The 26156-nt window shown below is 37.2% G+C and carries 23 protein-coding genes and 2 pseudogenes; 24 read left to right on the top strand and 1 reads right to left on the bottom strand.

Annotated features, from left to right (window positions below):
- Positions 1-46: 46 nt before the first annotated feature.
- The 24 genes and pseudogenes from pyrH to dpaB all read left to right on the top strand — a co-directional run.
- The gene (gene pyrH, locus AC1DS7_RS23915; protein WP_002014544.1) at positions 47-769 is read left to right on the top strand and encodes a UMP kinase; all 723 of its coding nucleotides are present in this window, start codon (positions 47-49) and stop codon (positions 767-769) included.
- 3 nt (positions 770-772) lie between these two features.
- Entirely contained in the window at positions 773-1330 is a 558-nt protein-coding gene (gene frr, locus AC1DS7_RS23910) for a ribosome recycling factor (RefSeq protein WP_000531506.1), read from the top strand.
- An 85-nt stretch (positions 1331-1415) separates the two neighbouring features.
- Positions 1416-2192, top strand: a complete 777-nt coding sequence (locus tag AC1DS7_RS23905; RefSeq protein ID WP_002014545.1) for an isoprenyl transferase — start codon at positions 1416-1418, stop codon at positions 2190-2192.
- A 17-nt stretch (positions 2193-2209) separates the two neighbouring features.
- On the top strand, positions 2210-3001 hold the full coding sequence (gene cdsA, locus AC1DS7_RS23900; RefSeq protein WP_002088171.1) for a phosphatidate cytidylyltransferase: 792 nt from the start codon (positions 2210-2212) through the stop codon (positions 2999-3001).
- Between the two features lie 23 nt (positions 3002-3024).
- Entirely contained in the window at positions 3025-4167 is a 1143-nt protein-coding gene (dxr, locus tag AC1DS7_RS23895) for a 1-deoxy-D-xylulose-5-phosphate reductoisomerase (RefSeq protein ID WP_002014547.1), read from the top strand.
- Between the two features lie 17 nt (positions 4168-4184).
- Positions 4185-5441, top strand: a complete 1257-nt coding sequence (gene rseP, locus AC1DS7_RS23890; RefSeq protein WP_002088169.1) for an RIP metalloprotease RseP — start codon at positions 4185-4187, stop codon at positions 5439-5441.
- A 109-nt stretch (positions 5442-5550) separates the two neighbouring features.
- Positions 5551-7251: a proline--tRNA ligase gene (locus tag AC1DS7_RS23885; protein WP_002142912.1), complete on the top strand. Its 1701-nt coding sequence runs from the start codon at positions 5551-5553 to the stop codon at positions 7249-7251.
- A 124-nt stretch (positions 7252-7375) separates the two neighbouring features.
- Positions 7376-11677 (top strand): PolC-type DNA polymerase III, encoded by a 4302-nt coding sequence (locus AC1DS7_RS23880; RefSeq protein WP_002033677.1) that lies wholly within the window; start codon positions 7376-7378, stop codon positions 11675-11677.
- Between the two features lie 333 nt (positions 11678-12010).
- Entirely contained in the window at positions 12011-12481 is a 471-nt protein-coding gene (rimP, locus tag AC1DS7_RS23875) for a ribosome maturation factor RimP (RefSeq protein WP_002088165.1), read from the top strand.
- Between the two features lie 17 nt (positions 12482-12498).
- Complete coding sequence (gene nusA, locus AC1DS7_RS23870) at positions 12499-13605, top strand: transcription termination factor NusA (protein ID WP_002014554.1); 1107 nt, start codon at positions 12499-12501, stop codon at positions 13603-13605.
- An 11-nt stretch (positions 13606-13616) separates the two neighbouring features.
- A complete protein-coding gene (gene rnpM / locus AC1DS7_RS23865) occupies positions 13617-13889 on the top strand; it encodes an RNase P modulator RnpM (protein WP_002088161.1) in 273 nt (90 codons plus the stop codon).
- Positions 13890-14201 carry a YlxQ family RNA-binding protein gene (locus AC1DS7_RS23860; RefSeq protein WP_002033679.1) on the top strand — a complete coding sequence of 104 codons (312 nt, stop codon included), beginning with the start codon at positions 13890-13892 and terminating at the stop codon, positions 14199-14201.
- 4 nt (positions 14202-14205) lie between these two features.
- Positions 14206-16272: a translation initiation factor IF-2 gene (gene infB / locus AC1DS7_RS23855; RefSeq protein ID WP_002014558.1), complete on the top strand. Its 2067-nt coding sequence runs from the start codon at positions 14206-14208 to the stop codon at positions 16270-16272.
- Entirely contained in the window at positions 16269-16550 is a 282-nt protein-coding gene (locus AC1DS7_RS23850) for a DUF503 domain-containing protein (protein ID WP_476999244.1), read from the top strand. Before infB ends, AC1DS7_RS23850 begins: the two co-directional genes overlap by 4 nt.
- Positions 16551-16565: 15 nt before the next feature.
- Entirely contained in the window at positions 16566-16922 is a 357-nt protein-coding gene (gene rbfA, locus AC1DS7_RS23845; protein ID WP_000776437.1) for a 30S ribosome-binding factor RbfA, read from the top strand.
- A gap of 90 nt (positions 16923-17012) precedes the next feature.
- Positions 17013-17936, top strand: coding sequence for a tRNA pseudouridine(55) synthase TruB (truB, locus tag AC1DS7_RS23840; protein WP_002033681.1), 924 nt, complete (start codon positions 17013-17015; stop codon positions 17934-17936).
- 43 nt (positions 17937-17979) lie between these two features.
- A complete protein-coding gene (gene ribF / locus AC1DS7_RS23835; RefSeq protein ID WP_002128800.1) occupies positions 17980-18951 on the top strand; it encodes a bifunctional riboflavin kinase/FAD synthetase in 972 nt (323 codons plus the stop codon).
- 100 nt (positions 18952-19051) lie between these two features.
- Positions 19052-19321, top strand: coding sequence for a 30S ribosomal protein S15 (gene rpsO, locus AC1DS7_RS23830; RefSeq protein ID WP_001229392.1), 270 nt, complete (start codon positions 19052-19054; stop codon positions 19319-19321).
- A gap of 161 nt (positions 19322-19482) precedes the next feature.
- Positions 19483-21636, top strand: a complete 2154-nt coding sequence (pnp, locus tag AC1DS7_RS23825) for a polyribonucleotide nucleotidyltransferase (protein ID WP_476999243.1) — start codon at positions 19483-19485, stop codon at positions 21634-21636.
- Positions 21637-21790: 154 nt separating this feature from the next.
- Positions 21791-22690, top strand: coding sequence for a polysaccharide deacetylase family protein (locus AC1DS7_RS23820; protein WP_002033683.1), 900 nt, complete (start codon positions 21791-21793; stop codon positions 22688-22690).
- A gap of 86 nt (positions 22691-22776) precedes the next feature.
- Positions 22777-24018 (top strand): M16 family metallopeptidase, encoded by a 1242-nt coding sequence (locus AC1DS7_RS23815; RefSeq protein WP_002088150.1) that lies wholly within the window; start codon positions 22777-22779, stop codon positions 24016-24018.
- A gap of 135 nt (positions 24019-24153) precedes the next feature.
- Complete coding sequence (locus AC1DS7_RS23810; protein WP_002014571.1) at positions 24154-24402, top strand: YlmC/YmxH family sporulation protein; 249 nt, start codon at positions 24154-24156, stop codon at positions 24400-24402.
- A 172-nt stretch (positions 24403-24574) separates the two neighbouring features.
- Complete coding sequence (dpaA, locus tag AC1DS7_RS23805) at positions 24575-25477, top strand: dipicolinic acid synthetase subunit A (protein ID WP_002088148.1); 903 nt, start codon at positions 24575-24577, stop codon at positions 25475-25477.
- Positions 25474-25899: pseudogene (gene dpaB, locus AC1DS7_RS23800) on the top strand (dipicolinate synthase subunit B); the annotation flags it as partial. The gene dpaA and the pseudogene dpaB, both read left to right, overlap by 4 nt.
- 32 nt (positions 25900-25931) lie before the next feature.
- Here dpaB and AC1DS7_RS23795 read toward each other — a convergent pair.
- Positions 25932-26156: pseudogene (locus AC1DS7_RS23795) on the bottom strand (recombinase family protein); the annotation flags it as partial.

Below are 26156 nucleotides of genomic sequence, written 5' to 3'. Positions count from 1 at the left end.
GTGTTCCCTTTTTTAAAATAAAGATGTAAGCAATTGGAGGTTCATTATGAGTAAACCGAAATATAATCGTGTCGTTTTAAAGCTGAGTGGAGAAGCTTTAGCTGGCGAGCAAGGATTTGGAATTAACCCAGCTGTTATTAAGTCAGTTGCGGAACAAGTGAAAGAAATTGCAGAACTTGATGTAGAGGTTGCTGTTGTTGTTGGTGGCGGTAACATTTGGCGTGGGAAAATTGGAAGTGAAATGGGCATGGATCGTGCAGGAGCAGATTACATGGGCATGTTAGCAACAGTTATGAATTCATTAGCTCTTCAAGATAGCTTAGAGAATATTGGAATTCAAACTCGCGTACAAACTTCAATTGAGATGCGTCAAGTGGCAGAGCCTTACATTCGTCGTAAAGCAATTCGTCACTTAGAGAAAAAACGTGTTGTTATCTTTGCTGCAGGTACAGGTAACCCATACTTCTCTACAGATACAACAGCAGCATTACGTGCAGCTGAAATCGAAGCGGACGTTATTTTAATGGCGAAAAATAATGTGGATGGCGTATATAGTGCAGATCCATCTATTGACCCAACAGCTACGAAATACGAAACACTTACTTACTTAGATGTATTAAAAGCAGGTTTAGGTGTAATGGATTCTACAGCTTCTTCTTTATGTATGGATAATGATATTTCATTAATTGTATTCTCGGTTATGGAAAAAGGTAACATTAAACGTGCCGTTTTAGGCGAAAATATTGGAACAGTTGTAAGGGGGAAATAAATTATGGGACAACAAGTATTGAAGTCTTCAAATGAAAAAATGGAAAAAGCAGTTGCTGCTTATTCTCGTGAATTAGCAACAGTTCGCGCTGGTCGTGCAAGCTCGTCTGTATTAGATAAGGTACAAGTTGATTACTATGGTGCACCAACACCAGTTGTGCAATTAGCGAACATTACAGTTCCAGAAGCACGTTTGCTTGTAATTCAACCTTATGATAAAACTTCTATCGGTGATATTGAAAAAGCAATTTTAAAAGCAGATTTAGGCTTAAACCCTTCTAATGATGGAACTGTAATTCGTATTGCATTTCCTGCATTAACAGAAGAGCGTCGTCGCGATCTTGTAAAAGTTGTGAAGAAATATGCTGAGGAAGCAAAAGTTGCTGTTCGTAACGTACGTCGTGACAGTAATGATGACCTTAAGAAGCTTGAAAAAGCTGGCGACATTACAGAAGATGATTTAAGAGGATATACTGAAGATATCCAAAAAGAAACAGATAAATATATTGCAAAAGTTGACGAAATCGCAAAAAACAAAGAAAAAGAAATTATGGAAGTGTAATAGCGATAATTTCGCAAATATGACCCTCTTCTTAAGGGGGTCTTTTTACACTTTTAGGCATACGTCTGCTTGTTGGAGGGTATGAATGATGTTTAAAAAGTTTCCTTTTTTTAAAAGTAAAAAGGTCACATCGTTTGATCATCTCATTGAAAAAGTGAAAAAAGGATATATCCCAGAACATATTGCTATTATTATGGATGGTAATGGAAGATGGGCAAAGAGAAGAGCCATGCCTCGCATTGCTGGTCATCATGAAGGTATGCAAGTTGTGAAGAAAATCACAAAATTTGCAAGTAAGCTTGATGTGAAAGTATTAACTCTTTATGCTTTTTCGACTGAGAACTGGAAAAGACCGAAAAAAGAAGTTGATTATTTGATGAAGCTTCCAGAAGAATTTTTAGGTGCATTTTTACCAGAGTTGATTGAAGAAAACGTACAAGTCCGAGTAATAGGGCAAAAAGATCGTCTTCCTACGCATACGCGCAGAGCGATGGAAAAAGCCATGGAAGATACGAAAGAGAATACGGGATTAATTCTTAATTTCGCGTTAAACTATGGAAGTCGAGATGAAATCGTTTCTGCTGTGCAACATATGATGAAAGATAGTGAGGAAGGAAAAATTCGTTCGGAAGAAATAAGTGAAGAAAAGATTTCTTCTTACTTAATGACGAGTTCTTTACCTGATCCAGAGTTGTTAATCCGTACAAGCGGAGAGCTACGTATTAGTAATTTCATGTTATGGCAAATTGCTTATTCGGAATTTTGGTTTACAGATGTGTATTGGCCAGATTTTACCGAGGAACATTTGCTGAATGCGATTACAGACTTTCAACATAGAGGGCGCAGATTCGGAGGCGTGTAGAAAGAGAGGGTTTGGTAGTGAAACAGAGAATTATTACTGGAGTGATTGCTGCCGCGCTATTCATTCCCATCGTAATTTACGGTGGCGTGCCTTTTACAGTTTTAGTGTATGCACTTGCTTCTATAGGTTTATATGAATTAATTCGTATGAACAAGCTTACGCTTATTTCGGTACCAACAGTTTTAGCTGCAGTATTATTGTGGATTATTTTAATTCCGAGTAGTGCATCAGAACTGTTTACGTGGATTGGGTTAGGTAAATTAGAAATCACATTTGTGATTGTTTTATTACTTTTATCATATACAGTCCTTTCTAAGAATACATTTACTTTTGACAATGCTTCATTTTTACTTATGGCAACGACATATGTTGGAATGGGATTCTTATATTTAAATGAAACGAGAATATTAGGAATCAAATATGTGTTCTGTGCACTATTTGTCATATGGGCAACTGATTCAGGTGCATATTTCATAGGGAAAGCATTTGGAAAAAGAAAATTATGGCCAGAAATTAGTCCGAATAAAACGATTGAAGGTTCATTAGGCGGTATTGTTTGTGGAATTGTTGTTGCACTTGTTTACAATATGTTCTTCCCAGTTGAAGCGAATGTAGGAGTTTTAATCGTTCTGACGATTATCATTTCTATTTTTGGACAAATTGGTGATTTAGTGCAATCTGCATTTAAACGCCATTATGGTGTAAAGGATTCAGGTACAATTTTACCTGGACATGGTGGTATTTTAGATCGAACAGATAGTTGGTTATTTGTGTTACCAATTCTATACTTCTTATTACAATACAATTAATAAATGAACGAGGGGTTGGAGTCATGAAAAACATTAGTTTACTAGGTGCAAGCGGATCAATCGGTACACAAACATTAGATGTGTTACGCTCGCACCCAGACCAATTCCGTCTCGTTGCTTTTTCTGTAGGGAAAAATGTTGATTATGCAGTAAAGGTAATTCAAGAATTTTCCCCGCAAATTGTCTCTGTGCAAAGAGAGGAAGATGTTTTAAAATTACAAGCTGTTTCTGGTAATACAAAAGTAGTATATGGTAGCGAAGGCTTATTAGAAGTAGCGCTGCACCCAGATACAGAAATTGTAGTGAATGCTGTTGTAGGTAGCGTAGGGTTGTTACCGACACTCCGCGCAATTGAGGCGAAAAAAACAATTGGAATTGCAAATAAAGAAACGTTAGTAACTGCAGGGCATCTTGTAATGGAAGCAGCACGAAAACATAATGTATCGTTACTTCCAGTAGACAGTGAACATTCAGCTATTTTTCAATGCTTGAATGGTGAAAATGAAAAAAGAATCTCTCGCTTAATTATAACTGCTTCAGGCGGAAGTTTTCGTGATAAAACGAGAGATGAATTGCATCAAGTGACCGTAGAAGATGCACTTCGTCATCCAAACTGGTCAATGGGTTCGAAAATTACAATTGATTCTGCTACAATGATGAATAAGGGGCTAGAAGTAATTGAAGCACACTGGCTTTTTGGTATCCCTTATGAGCAAATCGATGTTGTTCTACATAAAGAAAGTATTATTCATTCTATGGTTGAATTTGAAGATCGTAGTGTAATGGCACAGCTTGGCTCACCTGATATGCGAGTACCGATTCAATACGCGCTTACATATCCTGATAGATTGCCTCTTTCAGACACGAAACAGTTAAATTTATGGGAAATGGGAACATTGCATTTTGAGAAAATGAATCAAGAGCGTTTCCGTTGTCTACGTTTTGCGTATGAAGCTGGAAAGACAGGTGGAAGTATGCCGGCTGTAATGAACGCGGCAAATGAAGTAGCTGTTGAAGCTTTTTTACAAAAGAGAATTGGTTTCTTAACAGTGGAAGACCTCATTGAAAAAGCAATGCACCATCACACTGTCATTGCACGTCCGAGCTTAGAGGAAATTCAGGAAATTGACGCAGCCACAAGACGGTTTGTGATGGAACAAATTTAGCAAAGGTGGTTATGGAATTGAATACAGCGATTGCCTTTATATTAATTTTCGGTGCACTCGTATTTTTCCATGAGCTAGGGCATCTATATTTCGCAAAAAGAGCAGGTATTTTGTGCCGCGAGTTTGCGATTGGTTTTGGTCCGAAAATATTCTCATTTGAAAAGAATGAAACGGTGTATACGATTCGATTACTGCCCCTTGGTGGCTATGTAAGAATGGCTGGCGAGGATGCGGACACAGTTGAGTTAAAACCTGGAAAAAAGGTTGGACTTGTATTAAATGAAAAAGACGAAGTTGTGAAATTAGTTTTTGACGGACATGAAAAATATCCAAATGTTCGTGTCATTGAAGTCGAACAAGCTGATTTAGAGCATAATCTTACAATTTTGGGTTATGAAGAGTACGAGGAAGAGCTGCAAACATTCCGAGTAAATGAAAAAGCTCGTATCATTTCTGCGGGAGAAGAAATTCAAATCGCTCCGTACAATAGACAATTTGGCTCTAAAAAATTGGGCCAACGTGCTCTAACAATCTTTGCAGGTCCTGCAATGAACTTTATTCTAGCATTTGTTATTTTTGTGATTCTTGGATTTGTACAAGGAGTTCCTGTTGACAAACCAATGGTCGGAAAAGTAATGGAGAATAGTGCTGCAGAACAAGCTGGATTAAAAGAAAACGATACAATTCAAGCAATCAATGGGAAAAACACTAGTACATGGAAAGATGTTGTAACGATTGTACGTGAAAACCCAAATAAAGAAATTACGTTACATGTAAAGCGTGATAGTGAGCAATTTAATGTGAAAGTAACACCAACGCTTGATAAAGAAGGAAAAGACGAAGTTGGTAGAATTGGTGTTTATTCTCCTGTAGAGAAAACAGTGATGGGTTCTATTAAATCAGGGTTTGAACAAACATACGAATGGACGAAACTAATTTTTGATTCTCTTGTGAAATTAGTAACGGGTCAATTTTCTATTAATGAGTTGTCAGGTCCAGTAGGAATTTATAATCTAACAGATCAAGTTGTAGATTATGGATTTACGCGTGTACTAAGTTTAGCGGCAGTTTTAAGTATTAACCTTGGTTTATTTAATTTATTACCAGTCCCAGCTTTAGACGGTGGACGTTTGTTCTTCTTCTTAATTGAAGCATTACGAGGAAAACCAATTGATCGTCAAAAAGAAGGAATGGTTCACTTTATTGGGTTTGCATTATTAATGTTGCTTATGTTAGTTGTAACATGGAATGACATCCGTAAGTTTTTCTTGTAAAATAAGAAGAAGTTTATAATGAAATAGAGCTCATAGAATAAAATCCCTCACCTAACTCGAGGTGAGGGATTTTATTGCGTGTAAGAGTAAAATGAAGAGGTGCGAATAAATGAAACAAAGTATGGTATTCAGTCCTACATTACGTGAAGTTCCAGCAGATGCTGAAATTAAGAGTCATCAATTATTACTTCGCGCAGGGTTTATGCGTCAAAATGCTTCTGGTATTTATAGTTTTCTACCATTTGGTTTAAAAGTGTTACACAAAGTAGAACGTATTGTTCGTGAAGAAATGGAGCGCGCAGGGGCAGTAGAACTATTAATGCCAGCTATGCAAGCTTCTGAATTATGGCAAGAATCAGGTCGTTGGTATTCTTACGGATCAGAATTAATGCGTATGAAAGATCGTAATGCTCGCGAGTTTGCGCTAGGGGCAACTCATGAGGAAGTAATTACAGATCTTGTACGTGATGAAATTAAATCATACAAAAAACTACCATTAACATTATATCAAATTCAAACAAAATTCCGTGATGAGCAAAGACCACGTTTCGGTTTATTACGCGGAAGAGAATTTTTAATGAAAGATGCGTATTCTTTCCATGCAACACAAGAAAGTTTGGATGAAGTATATAGCGGTTTATACAAAGCGTATTCTAATATCTTTGCTCGTTGTGGTTTGAATTTCCGTGCAGTTATCGCTGATTCTGGAGCAATGGGTGGAAAAGATACACACGAATTTATGGTGTTATCTGATGTAGGTGAAGATACAATTGCGTATTCTGATACATCTGATTATGCGGCAAATATTGAAATGGCTCCTGTTGTTGCTACGTATACGAAGAGCGATGAAGCCGAAAAAGCACTTGAAAAAGTAGCAACTCCAGATCAAAAAGCTATTGAAGAAGTATCTGCATTCTTAAATATCGCAGCGGAAAAATGCATTAAATCTATGGTGTTTAAAGTAGATGCGAAATTAGTAGTAGTACTTGTTCGTGGCGATCATGAAGTCAATGATGTAAAAGTGAAGAATGTATACGGAGCTTCAGTCGTTGAGCTTGCTTCACATGAAGAAATAAAAGAGTTATTAAACTGTGAAGTAGGTTCTTTAGGACCGATTGGTGTTACAGGGGATATCGAAATTATCGCTGACCATGCTGTAGCATCAATTGTCAACGGATGTTCAGGAGCGAACGAAGAAGGGTTCCATTATGTAAATGTAAATCCAGAACGTGACTTTAAAGTAAGTCAATATACAGATTTACGCTTCATCCAAGAAGGAGACCAATCTCCAGATGGAAATGGAACAATTCTTTTCGCACGTGGAATTGAAGTTGGTCATGTATTCAAATTAGGAACTCGTTATAGTGAAGCAATGAACGCAACGTTCCTAGATGAAAACGGAAAAACAAAACCACTTATTATGGGTTGTTACGGTATCGGTGTATCTCGTACAGTGGCAGCAATCGCAGAGCAGTTTAATGATGAGAATGGTTTAGTTTGGCCAAAATCTGTTGCACCGTTCCATGTGCATGTAATTCCAGTAAATATGAAATCTGATGCACAACGTGAAATGGGTGAAAATATCTATAACTCATTACAAGAGCAAGGATACGAAGTATTACTAGATGATCGTGCAGAACGTGCAGGTGTTAAATTTGCAGATGCAGATTTATTCGGCCTTCCAGTTCGTGTTACAGTTGGTAAAAAAGCAGATGAAGGTATTGTAGAAGTGAAAGTACGTGCTACAGGCGAGTCTGAAGAAGTGAAAGTAGAAGAACTTCAAACATATATTGCTAATATTTTAAAATAAGAAGAGGTACCTCGTAATGAGGTACCTTCTCTTTCTTTGTAAACGTATTTTGTAAAAGAAGAAGGAAGAAATCTTTCTTTGTAGTACGTTTCAATTTATAATAGCAAATGGAAGGAGAGTGCTTATGTCATTAACAAATGAACAACAAGAGCGATTTCAAATTTTGCTCCAACAGTTGCAAATACCAGAAGACCTTATAAATCAATATTTACATGGCGGTGGTATTGAAAAGCTAGTTATTGATAAAGCGAATAAAAGTTGGCATTTTGACTTACAAGTGCCACGTATTTTGCCGACAGAATTATATGAGTTGCTAGAAACAAAGCTTAAGCAATCATTTTCTCATATTGCAAGAACAACATTTGCATTAGAAGCAGAGAATAAACAATTTACAGAAGAAGAAGTGAAGGCATATTGGCCGCTTTGTACAGAACGAATTACATTTTCACCTATGTTCGCGTACTTAAAGAAGCAACTTCCGCAGGTCAATGGCGTGAAGTTGCTATTAAATGTGAATAATGAGCTGGAATCTACTACTTTAAAGAAAAACGTTGCGAAACCAGTAGGTGATCAATACGAAGCTTTTGGATTCCCGCGTTTTCAGTTAGACACACATATAAAGCAAAATGCAGAAGAAATGCAAAAGTTTCGTGAGCAAACACAGGAAGAAGATCGTCAACGAGTTATACAGGCTATGGAAGAGATGGCTAAAAGGCAAGCTGAAGAAAGTGATGTTGTTCACGAAGGACCAGTTGTGCTTGGTTATCTTATTAAGCCAGATGAAGAGATTACGCCGCTGCGTGAAATTCAAGATGAAGAAAGAAGAAAAACCGTTCAAGGGTATGTTTTCCATGTAGAGACGAAAGAACTTCGTAGTGGACGTACATTATTAACTTTAAAGATAACTGACTATACGGACTCTATTATGATTAAGATGTTCTCACGTGATAAAGAAGATATCCCGATGTTACAATCCTTGAAAAAAGGAACTTGGGTAAAAGCGCGTGGTTCAGTTCAAAATGATACATTCGTGCGTGATTTAGTTATGATCGCAAATGATATAAATGAAATAACGGGACCTTCTCGTAAAGATAAAGCAAAAGAAGGGGAAAAAAGAGTAGAACTTCATCTTCATACTCCAATGAGTCAAATGGATGCTGTTACTTCTGTTTCTAAGCTCGTTGCCCAAGCTGGAAAATGGGGGCATGAGGCTATTGCAGTTACAGACCATGCTGTTGCACAGTCGTTCCCAGAAGCATATTCTGCTGGTAAAAAGGCTGGAGTTAAAGTTCTATATGGTGTAGAAGCAAATTTAGTTAATGATGGTGTGCCGATAGCATATAACGAAGCACATCGTCTACTTGCAGAAGAAACATATGTTGTCTTTGACGTTGAGACAACAGGGTTATCTGCTGTATATGATACAGTCATTGAGTTAGCTGCTGTAAAGGTAAAAGGTGGAGAAATTATTGATCGCTTTGAATCTTTCGCAAATCCTCATCAACCATTATCGGCGACGATTATTGAATTAACAGGTATTACAGATGATATGTTAACTGATGCACCAGAAGTGGACGAAGTGTTTAAAAAGTTTGAGGAATGGATGGGTGACCATACACTTGTTGCTCATAACGCAAGCTTCGATATGGGCTTTATTAACGTAGGTTTTAAAAAGGCTGGGATAGAAAAAACGAAAAATCCAGTTATTGATACGTTAGAACTTGCACGGTTCTTATTCCCAGAAATGAAAAATCATCGATTAAATACGATGTGTAAAAAGCTTGATATTGAATTAACGCAACATCACCGTGCGATTTATGATACAGAAGCAACGGGATATTTACTTGTGAAGATGTTAAAAGATGTGATTGAAAAGGGATTTGAATATCACGATCAACTAAACGATAGTATGGGACAAGGGGATGCGTATAAACGTGGGCGTCCAAGTCATATGACGTTACTTGCCACATCAGATGTTGGGTTGAAAAACTTATATAAACTTGTTTCATATTCTCACTTGAATTACTTTTATCGTGTACCACGTGTACCACGATCACTATTAAAAAAATATCGCGAAGGCATTTTAGTAGGGACAGCTTGTGACAAAGGTGAAGTGTTTGAAGCTATGATGCAAAAAGCGCCTGAAGAAGTAGAAGAAATTGCACAGTTTTACGATTACATTGAGGTTATGCCTCCAGAAGTGTTACGTCATTTAGTGGAACGTGAACTCGTTCGAGATGAAGGACAGTTAAAAACAATAATTTCTAACTTAGTAAAACTAGGTGAGACGTTAGATAAGCCAGTTGTTGCTACTGGGAATGTGCATTATTTAGATCCAGAGGACGCGATATATCGGAAAATTTTAGTCAGTTCGCAGGGAGGAGCTAATCCGTTAAATCGCCATTCATTACCGCCTGTACATTTCCGTACAACAAATGAAATGCTAGATTGTTTTTCATTCTTAGGTGAAGACAAAGCAAAAGAAATTGTTGTGACAAATACACACAAAATCGCATCATTAATTGGTGATGTTCGTCCAGTAAAAGATGATTTATACACACCGAAAATTGAAGGTGCTGATGATGAAACACGTGATATGAGCTATATAATGGCAAGAAGTATCTATGGAGATGAACTACCGGAAATTGTAGAAGCTCGTTTGGAAAAAGAATTGAAAAGTATTATTGGACATGGATTCGCCGTTATTTATTTAATTTCACATAAGCTTGTGAAAAAATCGTTAGTGGACGGTTATCTAGTAGGTTCGCGTGGATCGGTAGGTTCATCATTTGTTGCAACGATGATGGAAATTACAGAAGTAAACCCATTACCACCGCACTATGTATGTCCAAAGTGTAAACAATCAGAGTTCTTTAATGACGGTTCTGTAGGTTCTGGTTTTGATTTACCAGATAAAGAATGCCCAACATGTAATGTTCCATATGTGAAAGATGGCCATGACATTCCTTTCGAAACGTTCCTTGGATTTAAAGGGGATAAGGTACCGGATATCGATTTGAATTTCTCCGGAGAATACCAACCACGCGCCCATAACTATACGAAATTACTGTTCGGTGAAGATTATGTATACCGCGCAGGAACAATTGGTACGGTTGCGGAAAAAACCGCTTATGGGTATGTGAAAGGTTATGCTAATGATCATAACTTAACAATTCGAAATGCAGAGATTGATCGCTTAGTTGCAGGATGTACAGGTGTAAAGCGTACGACCGGACAGCATCCAGGTGGTATTATCGTTGTACCAGATTACATGGATATCTTTGACTTTTCACCAATTCAGTTTCCGGCTGATTCAATAGGTGCTGAGTGGAGAACAACGCACTTTGACTTCCACTCAATTCATGATAATTTATTGAAACTTGATATATTAGGACACGATGATCCGACTGTTATTCGTATGCTTCAAGATTTAAGTGGTATTGACCCGAAAACAATCCCAACGGATGATCCAGAAGTAATGAAAATTTTCTCTGGTCCAGAATCTTTAGGGGTAACGGAAGAACAAATTAACTGTAAAACAGGTACACTTGGTATACCAGAGTTTGGTACGAAATTCGTAAGACAAATGTTAGAAGAAACGAAACCAACGACGTTTTCAGAGCTTGTCCAAATTTCTGGACTGTCCCATGGTACAGATGTATGGTTAGGTAATGCGAATGAATTAATTTATAACGGTACGTGTACACTGAGTGAAGTTATCGGTTGTCGTGATGACATCATGGTATATTTAATTTATCAAGGCTTGGATCCATCATTAGCCTTCAAAATCATGGAGTCGGTGCGTAAAGGTAAAGGTGTACCTGAAGAATGGGAAGAGGAAATGAGAAATAACAATGTACCAGGTTGGTATATTGATTCATGTAAGAAGATTAAGTACATGTTCCCTAAAGCCCATGCGGCTGCTTACGTACTTATGGCTGTACGTATTGCATACTTTAAAGTACATTTCGCACTTTTATTCTATGCGGCATATTTTACAGTTCGTGCAGATGACTTTGATGTAGAGGCGATGGCGAAAGGTTCAGCATCCATACGTGTAAAAATTGATGAGATTGCACAAAAAGGATTGGATGCAGCACCGAAAGAGAAGAGTTTATTAACGGTACTAGAAATGACACTTGAAATGTGTGAGCGTGGTTATTCATTCCAAAAGGTTGATTTATACCGCTCGCATGCAACCGAATTTATAATTGATGGGGATACTTTAATTCCTCCATTTAATGCAGTTCCCGGTCTTGGTACAAACGCAGCTTTCAGTATTGTTGAAGCTCGTAAAAATGGTGATTTCTTATCAAAAGAAGACTTACAGCAGCGCAGTAAGGTTTCTAAAACGATTATTGAGTATTTAGATGGTCAAGGTTGTCTAGGAGATTTACCGGATCAAAACCAATTGTCACTGTTCTAATAGGTAGGAAAAATCTTTGCAAATCAACATTTGCTATGGTATACTATAAACCGAGATAACCATGTCATGTATATTTTGTGAAAAAGAGAGTGGGGAAACCCACTCTTTCGTGTTACTATCTACATTTTGCTTATGTAGATAGTAAAGATATTTCTGTCGTATATACATATTTTGTTACAAGTTTTACTTCTTAAATTTGGTAATACTAAGACAGATATTCCCTGCTTAACGGCAGGGGCTTTTGTTAGCTAACGAGAAAGAATAAGATAGACCGTCTTTATGAACGGGATCTTTTCTTGTAAATGGTACATGGCGGCAGGAAGGAGGCTGTTTATGGATAAGAAAGTCACAGAAATTGTAGAAGCATTTGCGCAGCCAATCGTTGAAGAGTTAAATCTTGAACTTGTAGATGTAGAGTATGTGCAAGAAGGACAAGACTGGTTCTTACGCGTATTCATCGATTCTGAAAAGGGAGTCGAAATTGAAGAATGCGGTGCGGTAAGTGAACGTTTAAGCGAAGCTTTAGATAAAGAGGATCCAATTCCTCATCTTTACTTTTTGGATGTATCATCTCCTGGAGCGGAACGTCCATTAAAGAAAGAGAAAGACTTCCAGCAAGCGGTAGGAAAACAAGTGGCAATTAAAACATATAAGCCGATTGATGGTGAGAAGATGTTTGAAGGAAAGCTACTTTCCTACGACGGTAATACAATTACACTACTATTAACAATTAAAACACGTAAAAAAGAAATCCAAATTCCAATGGATAAAGTTGCAAATGCGCGACTTGCTGTTACGTTTTAGTAAGAAGGGGGATCTTCATGAGCACTGAGTTGTTAGATGCTTTGCTCGTATTAGAGTCAGAAAAAGGTATTAGCAAAGATATTATTATTGATGCGATTGAAGCAGCATTAATCTCTGCTTATAAACGCAATTTTAACCAAGCACAAAACGTTCGTGTGAGCTTTAACCCAGAAGTGGGAACAATTCAAGTTTTAGCACGTAAGGACGTTGTAGATAATGTGTTTGATCCACGTCTTGAAATCTCTGTAGAAGAGGCAAGACAAATTAATCCAAACTACCAAGATGGTGACGTACTAGAAATTGAAGTAACGCCAAAAGATTTTGGTCGTATTGCAGCGCAAACTGCAAAACAAGTTGTAACACAACGAGTTCGTGAGGCGGAACGTGGTGTAATTTATTCAGAATTTAGTGATCGTGAAGAAGACATTATGGTTGGTATTGTACAGCGCCAAGATGCTCGTTTCATCTATGTAAGCTTAGGTAAAGTAGAAGCTTTATTACCTGTAAGTGAGCAAATGCCAAATGAGCAATATAAACCACATGATCGTATTCGCGTATTTATTACAAAAGTAGAAAAGACAACAAAAGGACCACAAATTTACGTATCACGTACACATCCTGGTCTTTTAAAACGTTTATTCGAAATGGAAGTTCCAGAAATTTATGATGGAACTGTAGAAATTCGCTCTGTAGCACGTGAAGCAGGCGACCGTTCTAAAATTTCTGTATATGCAGAGAATATCGATGTTGATCCAGTAGGTTCTTGTGTAGGACCGAAAGGACAACGTGTACAACGCGTTGTAGATGAACTAAAAGGTGAAAAGATTGACATCGTTCGCTGGTCGAATGACCCAGTTGAATATGTTGCAAATGCTTTAAGTCCATCACAGGTTGTTAAAGTACTTGTAGATGAAGCAGAGAAAGCAACAACTGTTGTTGTTCCAGACCACCAGCTTTCATTAGCGATTGGTAAGCGTGGACAAAATGCGCGTCTTGCAGCTAAATTAACAGGCTGGAAAATTGATATTAAAAGTGAGTCTGATGCGAAACAACTTGGTATTGTGACAGAAGAAGATAGCGTAATCGCATTCGGATTCGATTCAGCTGAAGACGAAATCGAATAGAGGTGATGAGTATGAGCAATCGAAAAGTTCCGTTACGAAAATGTATTGCGACGCAAGAGATGAAATCAAAACGAGAGCTAGTTCGCATTGTTCGTTCCAAAGAGGGCGAAGTGTCTATTGATTTATCAGGAAAAAAATCAGGACGAGGTGCATATTTATCAAAAGATAAAGAAAGCATTATTCAAGCCCAAAAGAAAAACATTTTGGAACATCATCTAAAAGCGAAAATCGACAGTTCTCTGTACGAAGAGCTTCTTGAGCTTGTTGAGAAGGAGTCGAAATAAGTGTCTGATTGGAAATCATTTTTAGGACTAGCAAACCGCGCTCGAAAACTTATTTCGGGTGAAGAACTCGTTTTAAAAGAAGTACGAAGTGGCAAAGCAAAGCTAGTATTGCTTTCTGAAGATGCGTCAGCGAACACTACAAAACGTATCATTGATAAAACCACGTACTACAACATACCAATGAGAAAAGTCGAAAATCGACAACAATTAGGGCATGCGATTGGGAGAGACGAGCGAGTCGTTGTAGCTGTTTTAGATGAAGGCTTTGCGAAAAAGCTACGTAGCATGCTCGATACAAATTACCGGGGGTGAAGGTATGAGTAAAATTCGAGTACATGAATATGCAAAAAAAAATAATATCTCAAGTAAAGATCTTATGACAAAACTAAAAGAGATGAATATCGAGGTTTCGAATCATATGACAATGTTAGAAGATGAAGTAGTAAACAAATTAGATAATCAATATAGCGCTGGAGCGGAAAAACCTTCTGTTGCAGATGAGTTTGAAGTAGAAGAGAAAGTTGTTCGCAGTAAAAAGAACAGCAATAAGAATAAGAAAAAAGGCAAAGCAAATGAAGATAAACGTCAAGATAACTTTGCTGGAAGACAACAAACACCGATAGTAGAAACACCAGATAAAATCACTTTCTCTGGAAGCCTTACAGTAGGTGACCTTGCTAAAAAGTTAAGCAAAGAGCCATCTGAAATTATTAAAAAGCTCTTCATGCTAGGAATTATGGCGACAATTAACCAAGACTTAGATAAAGATACAATTGAGTTAATTGCTACTGATTACGGTATTGAAGTAGAAGAAGAAGTAGTTGTAAGTGAAACTGAATTTGAAACATTCATCGATGAGCAAGATGATGAAGAAAACTTAAAAGAACGTCCAGCTGTTGTTACAATTATGGGACACGTTGACCATGGTAAAACAACATTGCTTGACTCTATCCGTAATTCAAAAGTAACTGCTGGCGAAGCTGGTGGAATTACTCAGCATATCGGTGCATACCAAGTTGATGTAAATGATAAGAAAATTACGTTCTTAGATACACCAGGTCACGCGGCATTTACAACAATGCGTGCTCGTGGTGCACAAGTAACAGATATTACAATTCTTGTTGTTGCAGCTGATGACGGTGTTATGCCACAAACAGTTGAAGCGATTAGCCATGCGAAAGCAGCTGGAGTACCAATTATTGTTGCTGTGAATAAAATGGATAAACCAGCGGCAAATCCTGATCGTGTAATGCAAGAATTAACAGAATATGAATTAGTTCCAGAAGCTTGGGGCGGAGACACGATTTTCGTACCAATTTCTGCAATTCAAGGCGAGGGAATTGACAACTTACTAGAAATGATCCTTCTTGTGAGTGAAGTAGAAGAATATAAAGCAAATCCAAATCGCTATGCAGCTGGTACTGTAATTGAAGCACAGCTTGATAAAGGTAAAGGAACTATCGCGACATTACTTGTTCAAAACGGTACACTTCGAGTTGGGGATCCAATTGTTGTTGGAACATCATTCGGTCGTGTTCGTGCAATGGTAAGTGATATTGGTCGTCGTGTAAAAGTTGCTGGTCCATCAACTCCTGTTGAAATTACAGGTTTAAATGAAGTGCCACAAGCGGGAGATCGTTTCATGGCATTCGCTGATGAGAAGAAAGCTCGTCAAATCGGTGAATCACGTGCACAAGAAGCGTTAGTTGCACAACGTGGTGAGAAATCTAAATTCAGCCTGGAAGATTTATTCCAACAAATCCAAGAGGGCGATGTAAAAGAAATTAACTTAATTGTGAAAGCAGACGTACAAGGTTCTGTAGAAGCAATGGCAGCATCACTTCGTAAAATTGATGTTGAAGGCGTAAAAGTAAAAATTATCCATACAGGCGTAGGTGCGATTACAGAATCTGATATTATTTTAGCTTCTGCATCTAATGCAATTGTAATTGGATTTAACGTACGCCCTGATGTGAATGCGAAGCGTACAGCTGAATTAGAGAAAGTTGATGTTCGTTTACACCGTATTATCTATAAAGTAATCGAAGAAATTGAATCAGCAATGCAAGGTATGCTGGATCCAGAATTCGAAGAAAAAGTAATCGGTCAAGCGGAAGTTCGTCAAACATTCAAAGTAACAAAAGTTGGAACAATCGCAGGTTGTTACGTAATAGACGGTAAAATTACACGTGATAGTGGCGTTCGTATTATCCGTGATGGCGTAGTAGTCTTCGAAGGAAAACTTGATACGTTAAAACGTTTCAAAGACGACGTAAAAGAAGTTGCACAAAACTATGAGTGTGGTATTACAATTGAGAGATATAATGATCTTAAAGAAGGGGACATCATTGAAGCATACGTTATGGAAGAAGTGAAGCGATGATTATCGCTTCACTCTCATTCGAGTGTATGATTTACGATGTGCATTCTTTAAAAGAGAAACGAGCAATTTTGCAACGTGTGTTAACTCGTGTGAAACAGCGCTATAATGTAGCTGTTTCTGAAGTTGKGCATCAAGATGTATGGCAACGTACAGAAATTGCAATTGTTTCCGTATCCTCAAATCGTGTTGTCTGTGAAAAAGAAATGAATCGTGTACTTGAGTATATCGATTCATTTCCTGAAATTGAACGTACGATAACACATTTGGAATGGTATTGAATGAGGTGAAGAGTTATGAAATTACGTGCGAACCGTGTGGGCGAGCAAATGAAAAAAGAATTAGGCGACATTATCAGTCGTAAAATTAAAGACCCACGTATTGGATTTGTTACAGTAACAGATGTACAAGTGAGTGGAGATTTACAAATTGCTAAAGTATACATTTCTGTTTTAGGTGACGAAGAACAGAAAGAAAATACATTAAAAGGTTTAGCGAAGGCAAAAGGCTTTATTCGTTCAGAAATTGGCCAACGTATTCGTCTTCGTAAAACACCAGAAATTACCTTTGAGTTTGATGAGTCTATCGGATATGGTCATCGAATTGATACACTTTTACATGAAATTAATAAAGACGGTAAACGTGAAGAATAATGGATAGACATTTGTCTATCCATTTTTTCAATGTAAAATAAGTTTTGCATAATTGCAATTACTACAAAAGAATAATGATGAGGTGAGTATATGGAAGGTGTAGTATTATTACATAAGCCAAAGGGAATGACATCACATGATTGTGTGTTCAAATTAAGAAAGATATTGCGTGAGAAACGAATTGGTCATACAGGGACACTGGATCCAGATGTAACAGGAGTATTACCTATTTGCGTTGGGCGTGCAACAAAAATTGCGCAATTTTTAACAAGTGAAACAAAAACATACGAAGGTGAAGTGACATTAGGATTTTCGACAACAACAGAAGATGCTTCTGGTGAAGTTGTGGAGAAACAAGATGTAAATCGTGTCATTACACGTAAAGAAGTAGAAGAGGTACTAGCGGAATTAACAGGGACAATTGAACAAATGCCGCCGATGTTCTCAGCTGTAAAAGTTAACGGGAAAAAACTATACGAATATGCAAGGGCAGGACAAGAAGTTGAACGTCCAGTTCGTACAATTACAATTCATGAATTTGTATTACTTGATGAACGTGAAGTTTTTGAAGGGGAAAATATTTCATTTCGTTTCCGTGTAACGTGTAGTAAAGGAACATATGTAAGAACACTAGCAGTAATGATAGGTGAAAAACTTGGATTTCCATCACATATGTCTCACCTTGTAAGAACAGCATCTGGTGAATTTTTACTAGAAGATTGCATATCATTTGAAGAAATTGAAGAAAACGTGCAAAATGGAACAGTAGAGTCTATTTTCATCTCAATTGATGAGGCGCTAAGTAAGTTTCCAAAAATGGTTGTAGATGAAAAGCAAGCTGAAAAAATAAAGAACGGTATGTTCTTAAAGAATGAATTAGAAACAACAGCACCATTTATTACAGTATTTGATAAAAATGATCGTTGCTTAGCAATTTATGAACATCACCCAAAACACCCTGGAATGCTAAAGCCAATGAAAGTACTTGTGAATAATCAAGAACTAAAGCTATAATGAATTATTGGAAGGATTATTACAGAAAAAGGTGAATTCAAGCGTGAAACTTATTCATTTAACTCATCCACATGAACAAAATAAAATAGAATTACCACCTACTGTAATGGCATTAGGATATTTTGATGGCATTCATTTAGGACATCAACGTGTGATTCGAACAGCGAAAAAAATAGCGGATGAAAGAGGATGTAAAAGTGCTGTCATGACGTTCCATCCACACCCATCTGTTGTATTAGGAAAAAAAGAAGCGCATGTGGAGTATATTACACCGATGCGCCTTAAAGAAGAAATCATCGCAAGTTTAGGAATTGATATCTTATATGTGGTGAAATTCGATGAGCCATTTGCTGGATTATTACCACAGCAGTTTGTCGATGAGTATATTATTGGTTTAAATGTAAAGCATGTAGTAGCAGGCTTTGATTATTCATATGGACGTTTAGGAAAAGGGAAGATGGAGACTTTACCATTTCATGCAAGAGGGGAGTTTACACAGACCGTGATCGAAAAAGTTGAATATCAAGAAGAAAAAGTAAGTTCTACTTCATTACGAAAGTTAATTCGAAACGGTGAAATGGAACAAATTCCATCTATTTTAGGGAGAGCTTACACGGTAGAAGGAACAGTTGTACACGGTGATAAGCGTGGACGTCAAATTGGTTTCCCAACTGCAAATGTAGGTTTAAGTGATGAATATTTGTTGCCACCTGTAGGTGTATATGCGGTAAGGTTGAAGGTTCATGATGAATGGCATGATGGTGTATGTAATATCGGATATAAACCAACTTTCAAAGAGAATGAGCGTCAATTATCTATTGAAGTGCATCTATTTGAATTTAATAAAGACATATACGATCAAAGTGTTACAGTGGAATGGCACATGCGTATAAGAGAAGAAAAAAAGTTTAATGGAATTGATGAGTTAGTTGCGCAAATCGCTCAAGATAAAAAGGTTGCCCAAGAATATTTTGCGAGCGTAAAGAATATACTTGCTTTTTCAAATGAAAAGTAGTATTCTATGTTATGTACTTTATGACAACCATTACTTGGCATTGCGACTCACCGATGCTTGCTAGGTAACTGGGGGTTTAATTATTAGGAGGTGAAATAGGATGGCTTTAACACAAGAGCGTAAAAATGAAATCATTGCACAATTTAGAACTCATGAGACTGATACTGGTTCTCCAGAGGTTCAAATTGCTGTCCTAACGGAGCAAATTAACACTCTAAACGAGCACTTACGTACTCACAAGAAGGATCATCATTCACGTCGTGGTCTATTAAAGATGGTTGGTAAACGTCGTAACTTACTTACTTACCTTCGTAATAGCGATATCACACGTTACCGTGAATTAATCACAAAGCTTGGCTTACGTCGATAGTCAAAGAAGCGGGAATATTCCCGCTTTTTTGTTAGGTAAAAATATATCTTCTACTCTTTATAGCTTACTTAATTTTCGGCAATACTAGAGGAAAGAATATTGTGATATACTACCCATTTACATAGAAGAATTGAATATTTTAAATTGAGAGGGGTACTTAAATGAGTCAGGAAAAGCAAGTCTTCTCGATAGATTTAGCTGGTCGTCAGCTAACAATTGAAACAAGTCAGCTTGCAAAACAAGCAAACGGAGCAGTATTAGTAAGATATGGCGACACAGCAGTTCTATCTACAGCAACTGCATCAAAAGAGCCAAAAAATGTAGATTTCTTCCCGCTTACAGTAAACTATGAAGAGCGTTTATATGCAGTTGGAAAAATCCCAGGCGGTTTTATTAAGCGCGAAGGCCGTCCAAGTGAAAAAGCAATTTTAGCAAGTCGTTTAATTGACCGTCCAATCCGTCCACTTTTCGCAGATGGTTTCCGTAATGAAGTACAAGTTGTCAGCATCGTAATGAGTGTTGATCAAGATTGTTCTTCTGAGATGGCAGCTATGCTTGGTTCTTCATTAGCATTATCTATTTCAGATATTCCATTTGAAGGTCCAATCGCAGGTGCGACAGTTGGTCGTATTAATGGCGAGTTCGTTATTAATCCAACAGTAGAACAGCAAGAACAAAGTGATATGCACCTTGTTGTAGCTGGTACGAAAGATGCAATTAACATGGTTGAAGCAGGAGCGGATCAAGTACCTGAAGAAACAATGTTAGAAGCAATTATGTTTGGACACGATGAAATTAAACGTCTAATTGCATTCCAAGAAGAGATTTTACAAGCTGTCGGTAAAGAGAAAACAGCAGTGAAACTTTATGAAGTGGATGCTGATTTGAACCAAGCTGTACGTGAAATGGCTGAGACAGATATGCATTCTGCAATTCAAGTGCACGAAAAACATGCACGTGAAGATGCAATTAGCGTAGTGAAAAAGCGTGTAATTGAGCATTACGAAGCTGAGGAAGCTGATGCTGATACATTAGGACAAGTAAGTGAGATTTTATATAAAATTGTAAAAGAAGAAGTACGTCGTCTTATTACAGTTGAAAAAATCCGCCCAGATGGTCGTAAAGGTGACGAAATTCGTCCTTTAGCATCAGAGGTTGGCATTTTATCTCGTACACATGGTTCTGGTCTATTCACACGTGGACAAACGCAAGCATTAAGTATTTGTACATTAGGTGCATTAGGCGATGTGCAAATTTTAGATGGTCTAGGTGTAGAAGAGTCAAAACGCTTTATGCACCATTATAATTTCCCTTCATTTAGTGTTGGTGAAACAAGACCAATGCGTGGACCAGGTCGTCGTGAAATTGGTCACGGAGCACTAGGAGAACGTGCTCTTGAACCTGTACTTCCATCTGAAAAGGATTTCCCATATACAGTTCGTCTTGTATCTGAAGTATTAGAGTCAAATGGTTCTACTTCACAAGCAAGTATTTGCGGTAGTACATTAGCGATGATGGATGCGGGTGTACCACTTAAAGCACCAGTTGCTGGTATTGCAATGGGTCTAGTGAAATCTGGTGAGCATTACACAATTTTAACAGATATTCAAGGAATGGAAGACCATTTAGGTGATATGGACTTTAAAGTAGCAGGTACTGCAAAAGGTGTAACTGCACTACAAATGGACATTAAAATCGATGGTTTATCTCGTGAGATTTTAGAAGAAGCATTACAACAAGCGAAAGTTGGTCGTATGCACATTCTAAATCACATGTTATCTGTTATCGCTGAACCTCGCATTGAGTTATCTGCGTATGCTCCGAAGATTATTACAATGGCAATTAACCCAGATAAAATTCGTGATGTTATTGGACCAAGTGGTAAACAAATCAATAAAATCATTGAAGAAACTGGCGTTAAAATTGACATCGAGCAAGATGGTACAGTATTCATTTCATCAATTAATCAAGAGATGAATGAAAAAGCGAAGAAAATTATCGAAGATATCGTTCGCGAAGTACAAGTAGGCGAAATCTACTTAGGAAAAGTTAAACGCGTTGAAAAATTCGGTGCGTTCGTTGAATTATTTAGCGGTAAAGATGGACTTGTTCACATTTCTGAACTTGCACTTGAGCGTGTAGGTAAGGTAGAAGACGTTGTGAAAATCGGTGATGAGATTTCAGTTAAAGTTATCGAGATTGACAAACAAGGTCGTGTAAACTTATCTAGAAAAGTATTGCTAAAAGAAGAGCAAGAAAAAGAAGCAGCTAAAGAAGAAGCAGCTAAAGAAGAAAACGCACAAGAGCAACAATAAGTGAAAGCCAGTTTAGCTGGCTTTTTTTGTTATGTAAAAAATGTGATTCATTTAGATTTTTATGTGAGTATAGGTATAGTTTTCATCATAACGCTCAAATTAACAAAGATAAGAAGAAAATGGTTTCTTTTTTATAGTTAATGGGAGGGTTTATATGAAAGCTCGTATATTAGCGTACATATTTATATTTTCTTTATATATGGGTTGTGGCTCTTATTCCGTTTTTGCGCAGGATAACTTGCATGAAGAGATTCAAAAGCATGTAAAACAGTACGAGATTATGCCGCAAAATGCGATGATTGATAAGATTTGGAAGGCGACGCCTGGGTATAATGGAAAACAAGTGGATATAGAAGCGTCCTATAATAATATGAAGAAAATCAAGAAGTTTGATCAAAAACAACTTGAATTTAAGGAAGTATCACCGAGTGTTCACTTAGAAGATTTACCACCAGCTCCCATTTATCGAGGACATCCAAATAAAAAGATGGTGGGATTAACAATTAATGTGGCCTGGGGTAATGAGTATTTGCCACGTATATTAGAGATATTGAAAAAACATGATGTGAAGGCGACTTTCTTTTTAGAAGGACGCTGGGTGAAAGAAAACTTACGATTTGCCAAAATGATTGTCGATGCAAATCAAGAAGTAGGAAATCATTCTTATACACACCCTAATATGAAAACGCTGTCTACAGATGAAATACGAGATCAATTACAAAAAACGAATCGAATGATAGAAGCAGCTACAAATCAGAAAGTGAGATGGTTTGCTCCGCCAAGTGGAAGCTTTCGGGATGAGGTAGTAAAAATAGCGGATGATTTCCAAATGGGGACGATTATGTGGACTGTAGATACAATTGATTGGAAGCGGCCAGAACCGGGTGTGCTATTGCAGAGAGTAATGCGAAAAATACATCCAGGTGCTATTGTGCTAATGCATCCTACTTCATCTACAACAGAAGCGCTAGATACTATGATTAAAAATTTAAAGGAACAAGGATATAAAGTGGGGAATATTACAGAATTACTAGATGAAAAACGTGTGGATTAAATACATTTGCATGACATTCATCTCTAAACTTGTTATCATTAAATAATAGCAATTATTTAGAGAAACTGGCATTAGGAGGAAAGTTTTTGATTAAAAAATATACGTGTAAAAATGGTGTAAGAATTGTTATGGAGAATATACCAACTGTACGCTCGGTTGCGATTGGTATATGGATCCACGCAGGTTCAAGAAATGAAAATGAAAAAAATAATGGGGTTTCACACTTTTTGGAACATATGTTCTTTAAAGGAACAGAAACGCGAAGTGCAAGAGAGATTGCAGAATCATTTGATAGCATTGGTGGACAAGTAAATGCTTTTACTTCAAAAGAATATACATGTTACTATGCGAAAGTGCTAGATGAGCATGCTAAATATGCATTAGATGTTTTAGCAGATATGTTCTTTAATTCAACATTTGATGAGGAAGAACTGAAAAAAGAGAAGAATGTTGTATGTGAAGAAATAAAAATGTACGAAGATGCGCCAGATGATATTGTGCATGATATGTTAACGAAAGCAACATATGAAACGCATCCGCTTGGATATCCTATTTTAGGAACAGAAGAAACGCTTGAAACATTTACAGGTGATACGTTACGTCAATATATGAAAGATCATTACACACCTGAAAATGTTGTTGTATCAATTGCAGGGAATATTGATGAAGCATTTTTACAAACTGTAGAGCAATATTTCGGTAGTTACGAAGGGACAACAAACCGTGAACAAGTACATAGCCCAATTTTCCATTTCAATAAAGTAGCACGTAAGAAGGAAACAGAACAAGCTCATTTATGTTTAGGATATAAAGGCTTGCAAATGGGACACGAAGATATTTATAACTTAATTGTATTAAATAATGTTTTAGGCGGTAGTATGAGTAGCCGTTTATTCCAAGAAGTACGTGAGCAACGCGGGTTAGCGTACTCAGTATTCTCTTATCACTCTTCTTATGAAGATACAGGAATGTTAACACTTTACGGTGGAACAGGTAGTAAACAATTAGATACACTGTATGAAACAATGCAAGAAACGTTAAATACGTTGAAAAATACAGGTATTACAGAAAAAGAGCTTGTTAACAGTAAAGAACAATTAAAAGGAAACTTAATGTTAAGTTTAGAAAGTACGAATAGTCGTATGAGCCGTAATGGTAAAAACGAATTGCTTCTTCGTAAACATCGTTCTCTTGATGAGATTATTGAAAGTGTAAACACTGTAACAAAGCAAAATGTAGACGAGTTAATTCGCAATATGTTTACCGATGAATTCTCTGCGGCACTTATTAGTCCGGATGGAAAACTGCCAAAAGGAATGAAACTTTAATCGATCTTGTAATTCATTCGCTTTCGGAAATAACCGTATCTCTTTTATATGAGATACGGTTATTTTTTTTATATATGCAGAATAGGTACTTATTATAGGATAACCTTCATAAAAAGTAGGATAGGGGGAGATTTAATGCGTTTAAGTGAATTAAGTGGCAAAGAGATTGTGGATTTAGAAAGAGCAGAAAAAATGGGAGTTTTAGGTCATGCAGATTTAGAAATTGATGAGAGAGATGGAAAAATACAAGCGCTTATTATACCTGCTGGGAAATGGGGAGGTTTTAAAAGAGAACAGCAAGAAGTGAGAGTAGAATGGAGCAAAATAAAGAAGGTTGGAAATGATATGATACTTTGCGATCTTACGAACCATTCAAGATCATAGTGAAAGATGACCATTTTGGTTGTCTTTTTTTTATCTTTATATAAAGAAGATAAATCACGTGTGCTTTTTGTTTTTCAATCACCTCAAACTCGTACATTACATATGATGTGGAGGAAAAAGAAAAAGTAGGCATTTTTCTTATAAATGAAAGAAAAAGAAGGTGAATTAGGGAATGTTGACTGAGATGCATATTGCTGTCATAGGAGGAGATGCACGGCAGCTAGAAGTAATTCGCAAGCTAGTCGAACTGGACGCGAAACTTTCATTAATAGGGTTTGAACAGTTAGATCATGGCTTCACAGGGGCAGCAAAGGAAAGTATACAAGATTTAAATTTCACTTCCTTAGATGCAATTATTTTGCCGGTTGCAGGGACGAATGCCAGAGGAGAAGTAGATACTATTTTTTCAAATGAGAAAGTTTCCATAACGAAAGAACAAATTGAAAAGACGCCAGAAAACTTCACTATATATTCAGGTATTGGTACACCTTACTTGGAAAATCTCGTAGCTACTACAAATCGCAAACTTGTAAAATTATTTGATCGTGATGATGTTGCAATCTATAACTCTATTCCGACCGTAGAAGGTACACTAATGATGGTTATTCAACATACTGATTACACAATTCATGGATCGAATGTAATGGTTTTAGGATTTGGTAGAACTGGTATGAGTGTTGCAAGAGCCTTTCAATCATTAGGAGCACATGTCAAAGTTGGAGCGAGACGTTCGGAACATATTGCTCGTATTACAGAAATGATGTTTTCTCCTTTTCATATGCAAGACATAGAGAAAGAAGTAGGTAATATCGATATTGTTATTAATACAATTCCGCATCTTGTTGTGACAGCGAATGTTCTTTCAAAAATGCCAGCTCATACGCTAGTTATTGATTTAGCTTCTAAGCCAGGTGGCACGGACTTTCGCTATGCGGAGAAGCGTGGAGTGAAGGCACTATTAGCACCTGGTCTTCCTGGGATTGTTGCACCGAAAACAGCAGGACAAATATTAGCGAATGTTCTTTCTCAGTTATTAATAGCAGATGCAATCGCAAAGGAGGATGATGAGAAATGAGTTTGAAGGGAAAACGAATTGGTTTCGGATTTACAGGGTCACATTGTACGTATGAAGAAGTTATGCCACATTTAGAGAAGTTAATTGCAGAAGGTGCAGAAGTACGTCCCGTTGTTTCTTATACTGTCCAATCAACAAATACTAGATTTGGCGAAGGGGAAGAATGGATTAAAAAGATCGAAGAAATAACCGGTTTTAAGGCAATTAATTCAATCGTTGGCGCAGAGCCACTAGGACCGAAAATTCCACTAGATTGCATGGTGATTGCACCACTAACAGGGAATTCGATGAGTAAATTTGCAAATGCAATGACAGACTCTCCAGTATTAATGGCAGCAAAAGCGACGCTTAGAAATGGGAAGCCTGTCGTATTGGCTGTTTCGACGAATGATGCTTTAGGGCTTAATGGAGTAAACCTAATTACACCAACAAGGTGACGACAAAGCGCGAACGCTTATATGTCGCCATCTTGAGGGAGCTTAGGGTAAAGCACAAGTTCAAAATCATCGAGCCTTTGCCACTTTTCCTTCTTATAAACAGCCTTTTCTAAAACCGACTTTAGGAGGCTGTTTTTCTTTTTTGGATCATCTGTTTTAAAGTACAGATCAAGAACATGCTCTACTTGAGGTATTGTATCTTTCTTCACTTTTTCTTTTTTGACTCTTTTTCTTTTTTGACT

This window comes from Bacillus sp. P4_E1 (genome assembly GCF_056401715.1).
Note: the sequence above shows the minus strand (reverse complement) of the source record. Positions and strands in the feature narration are given on the sequence as shown.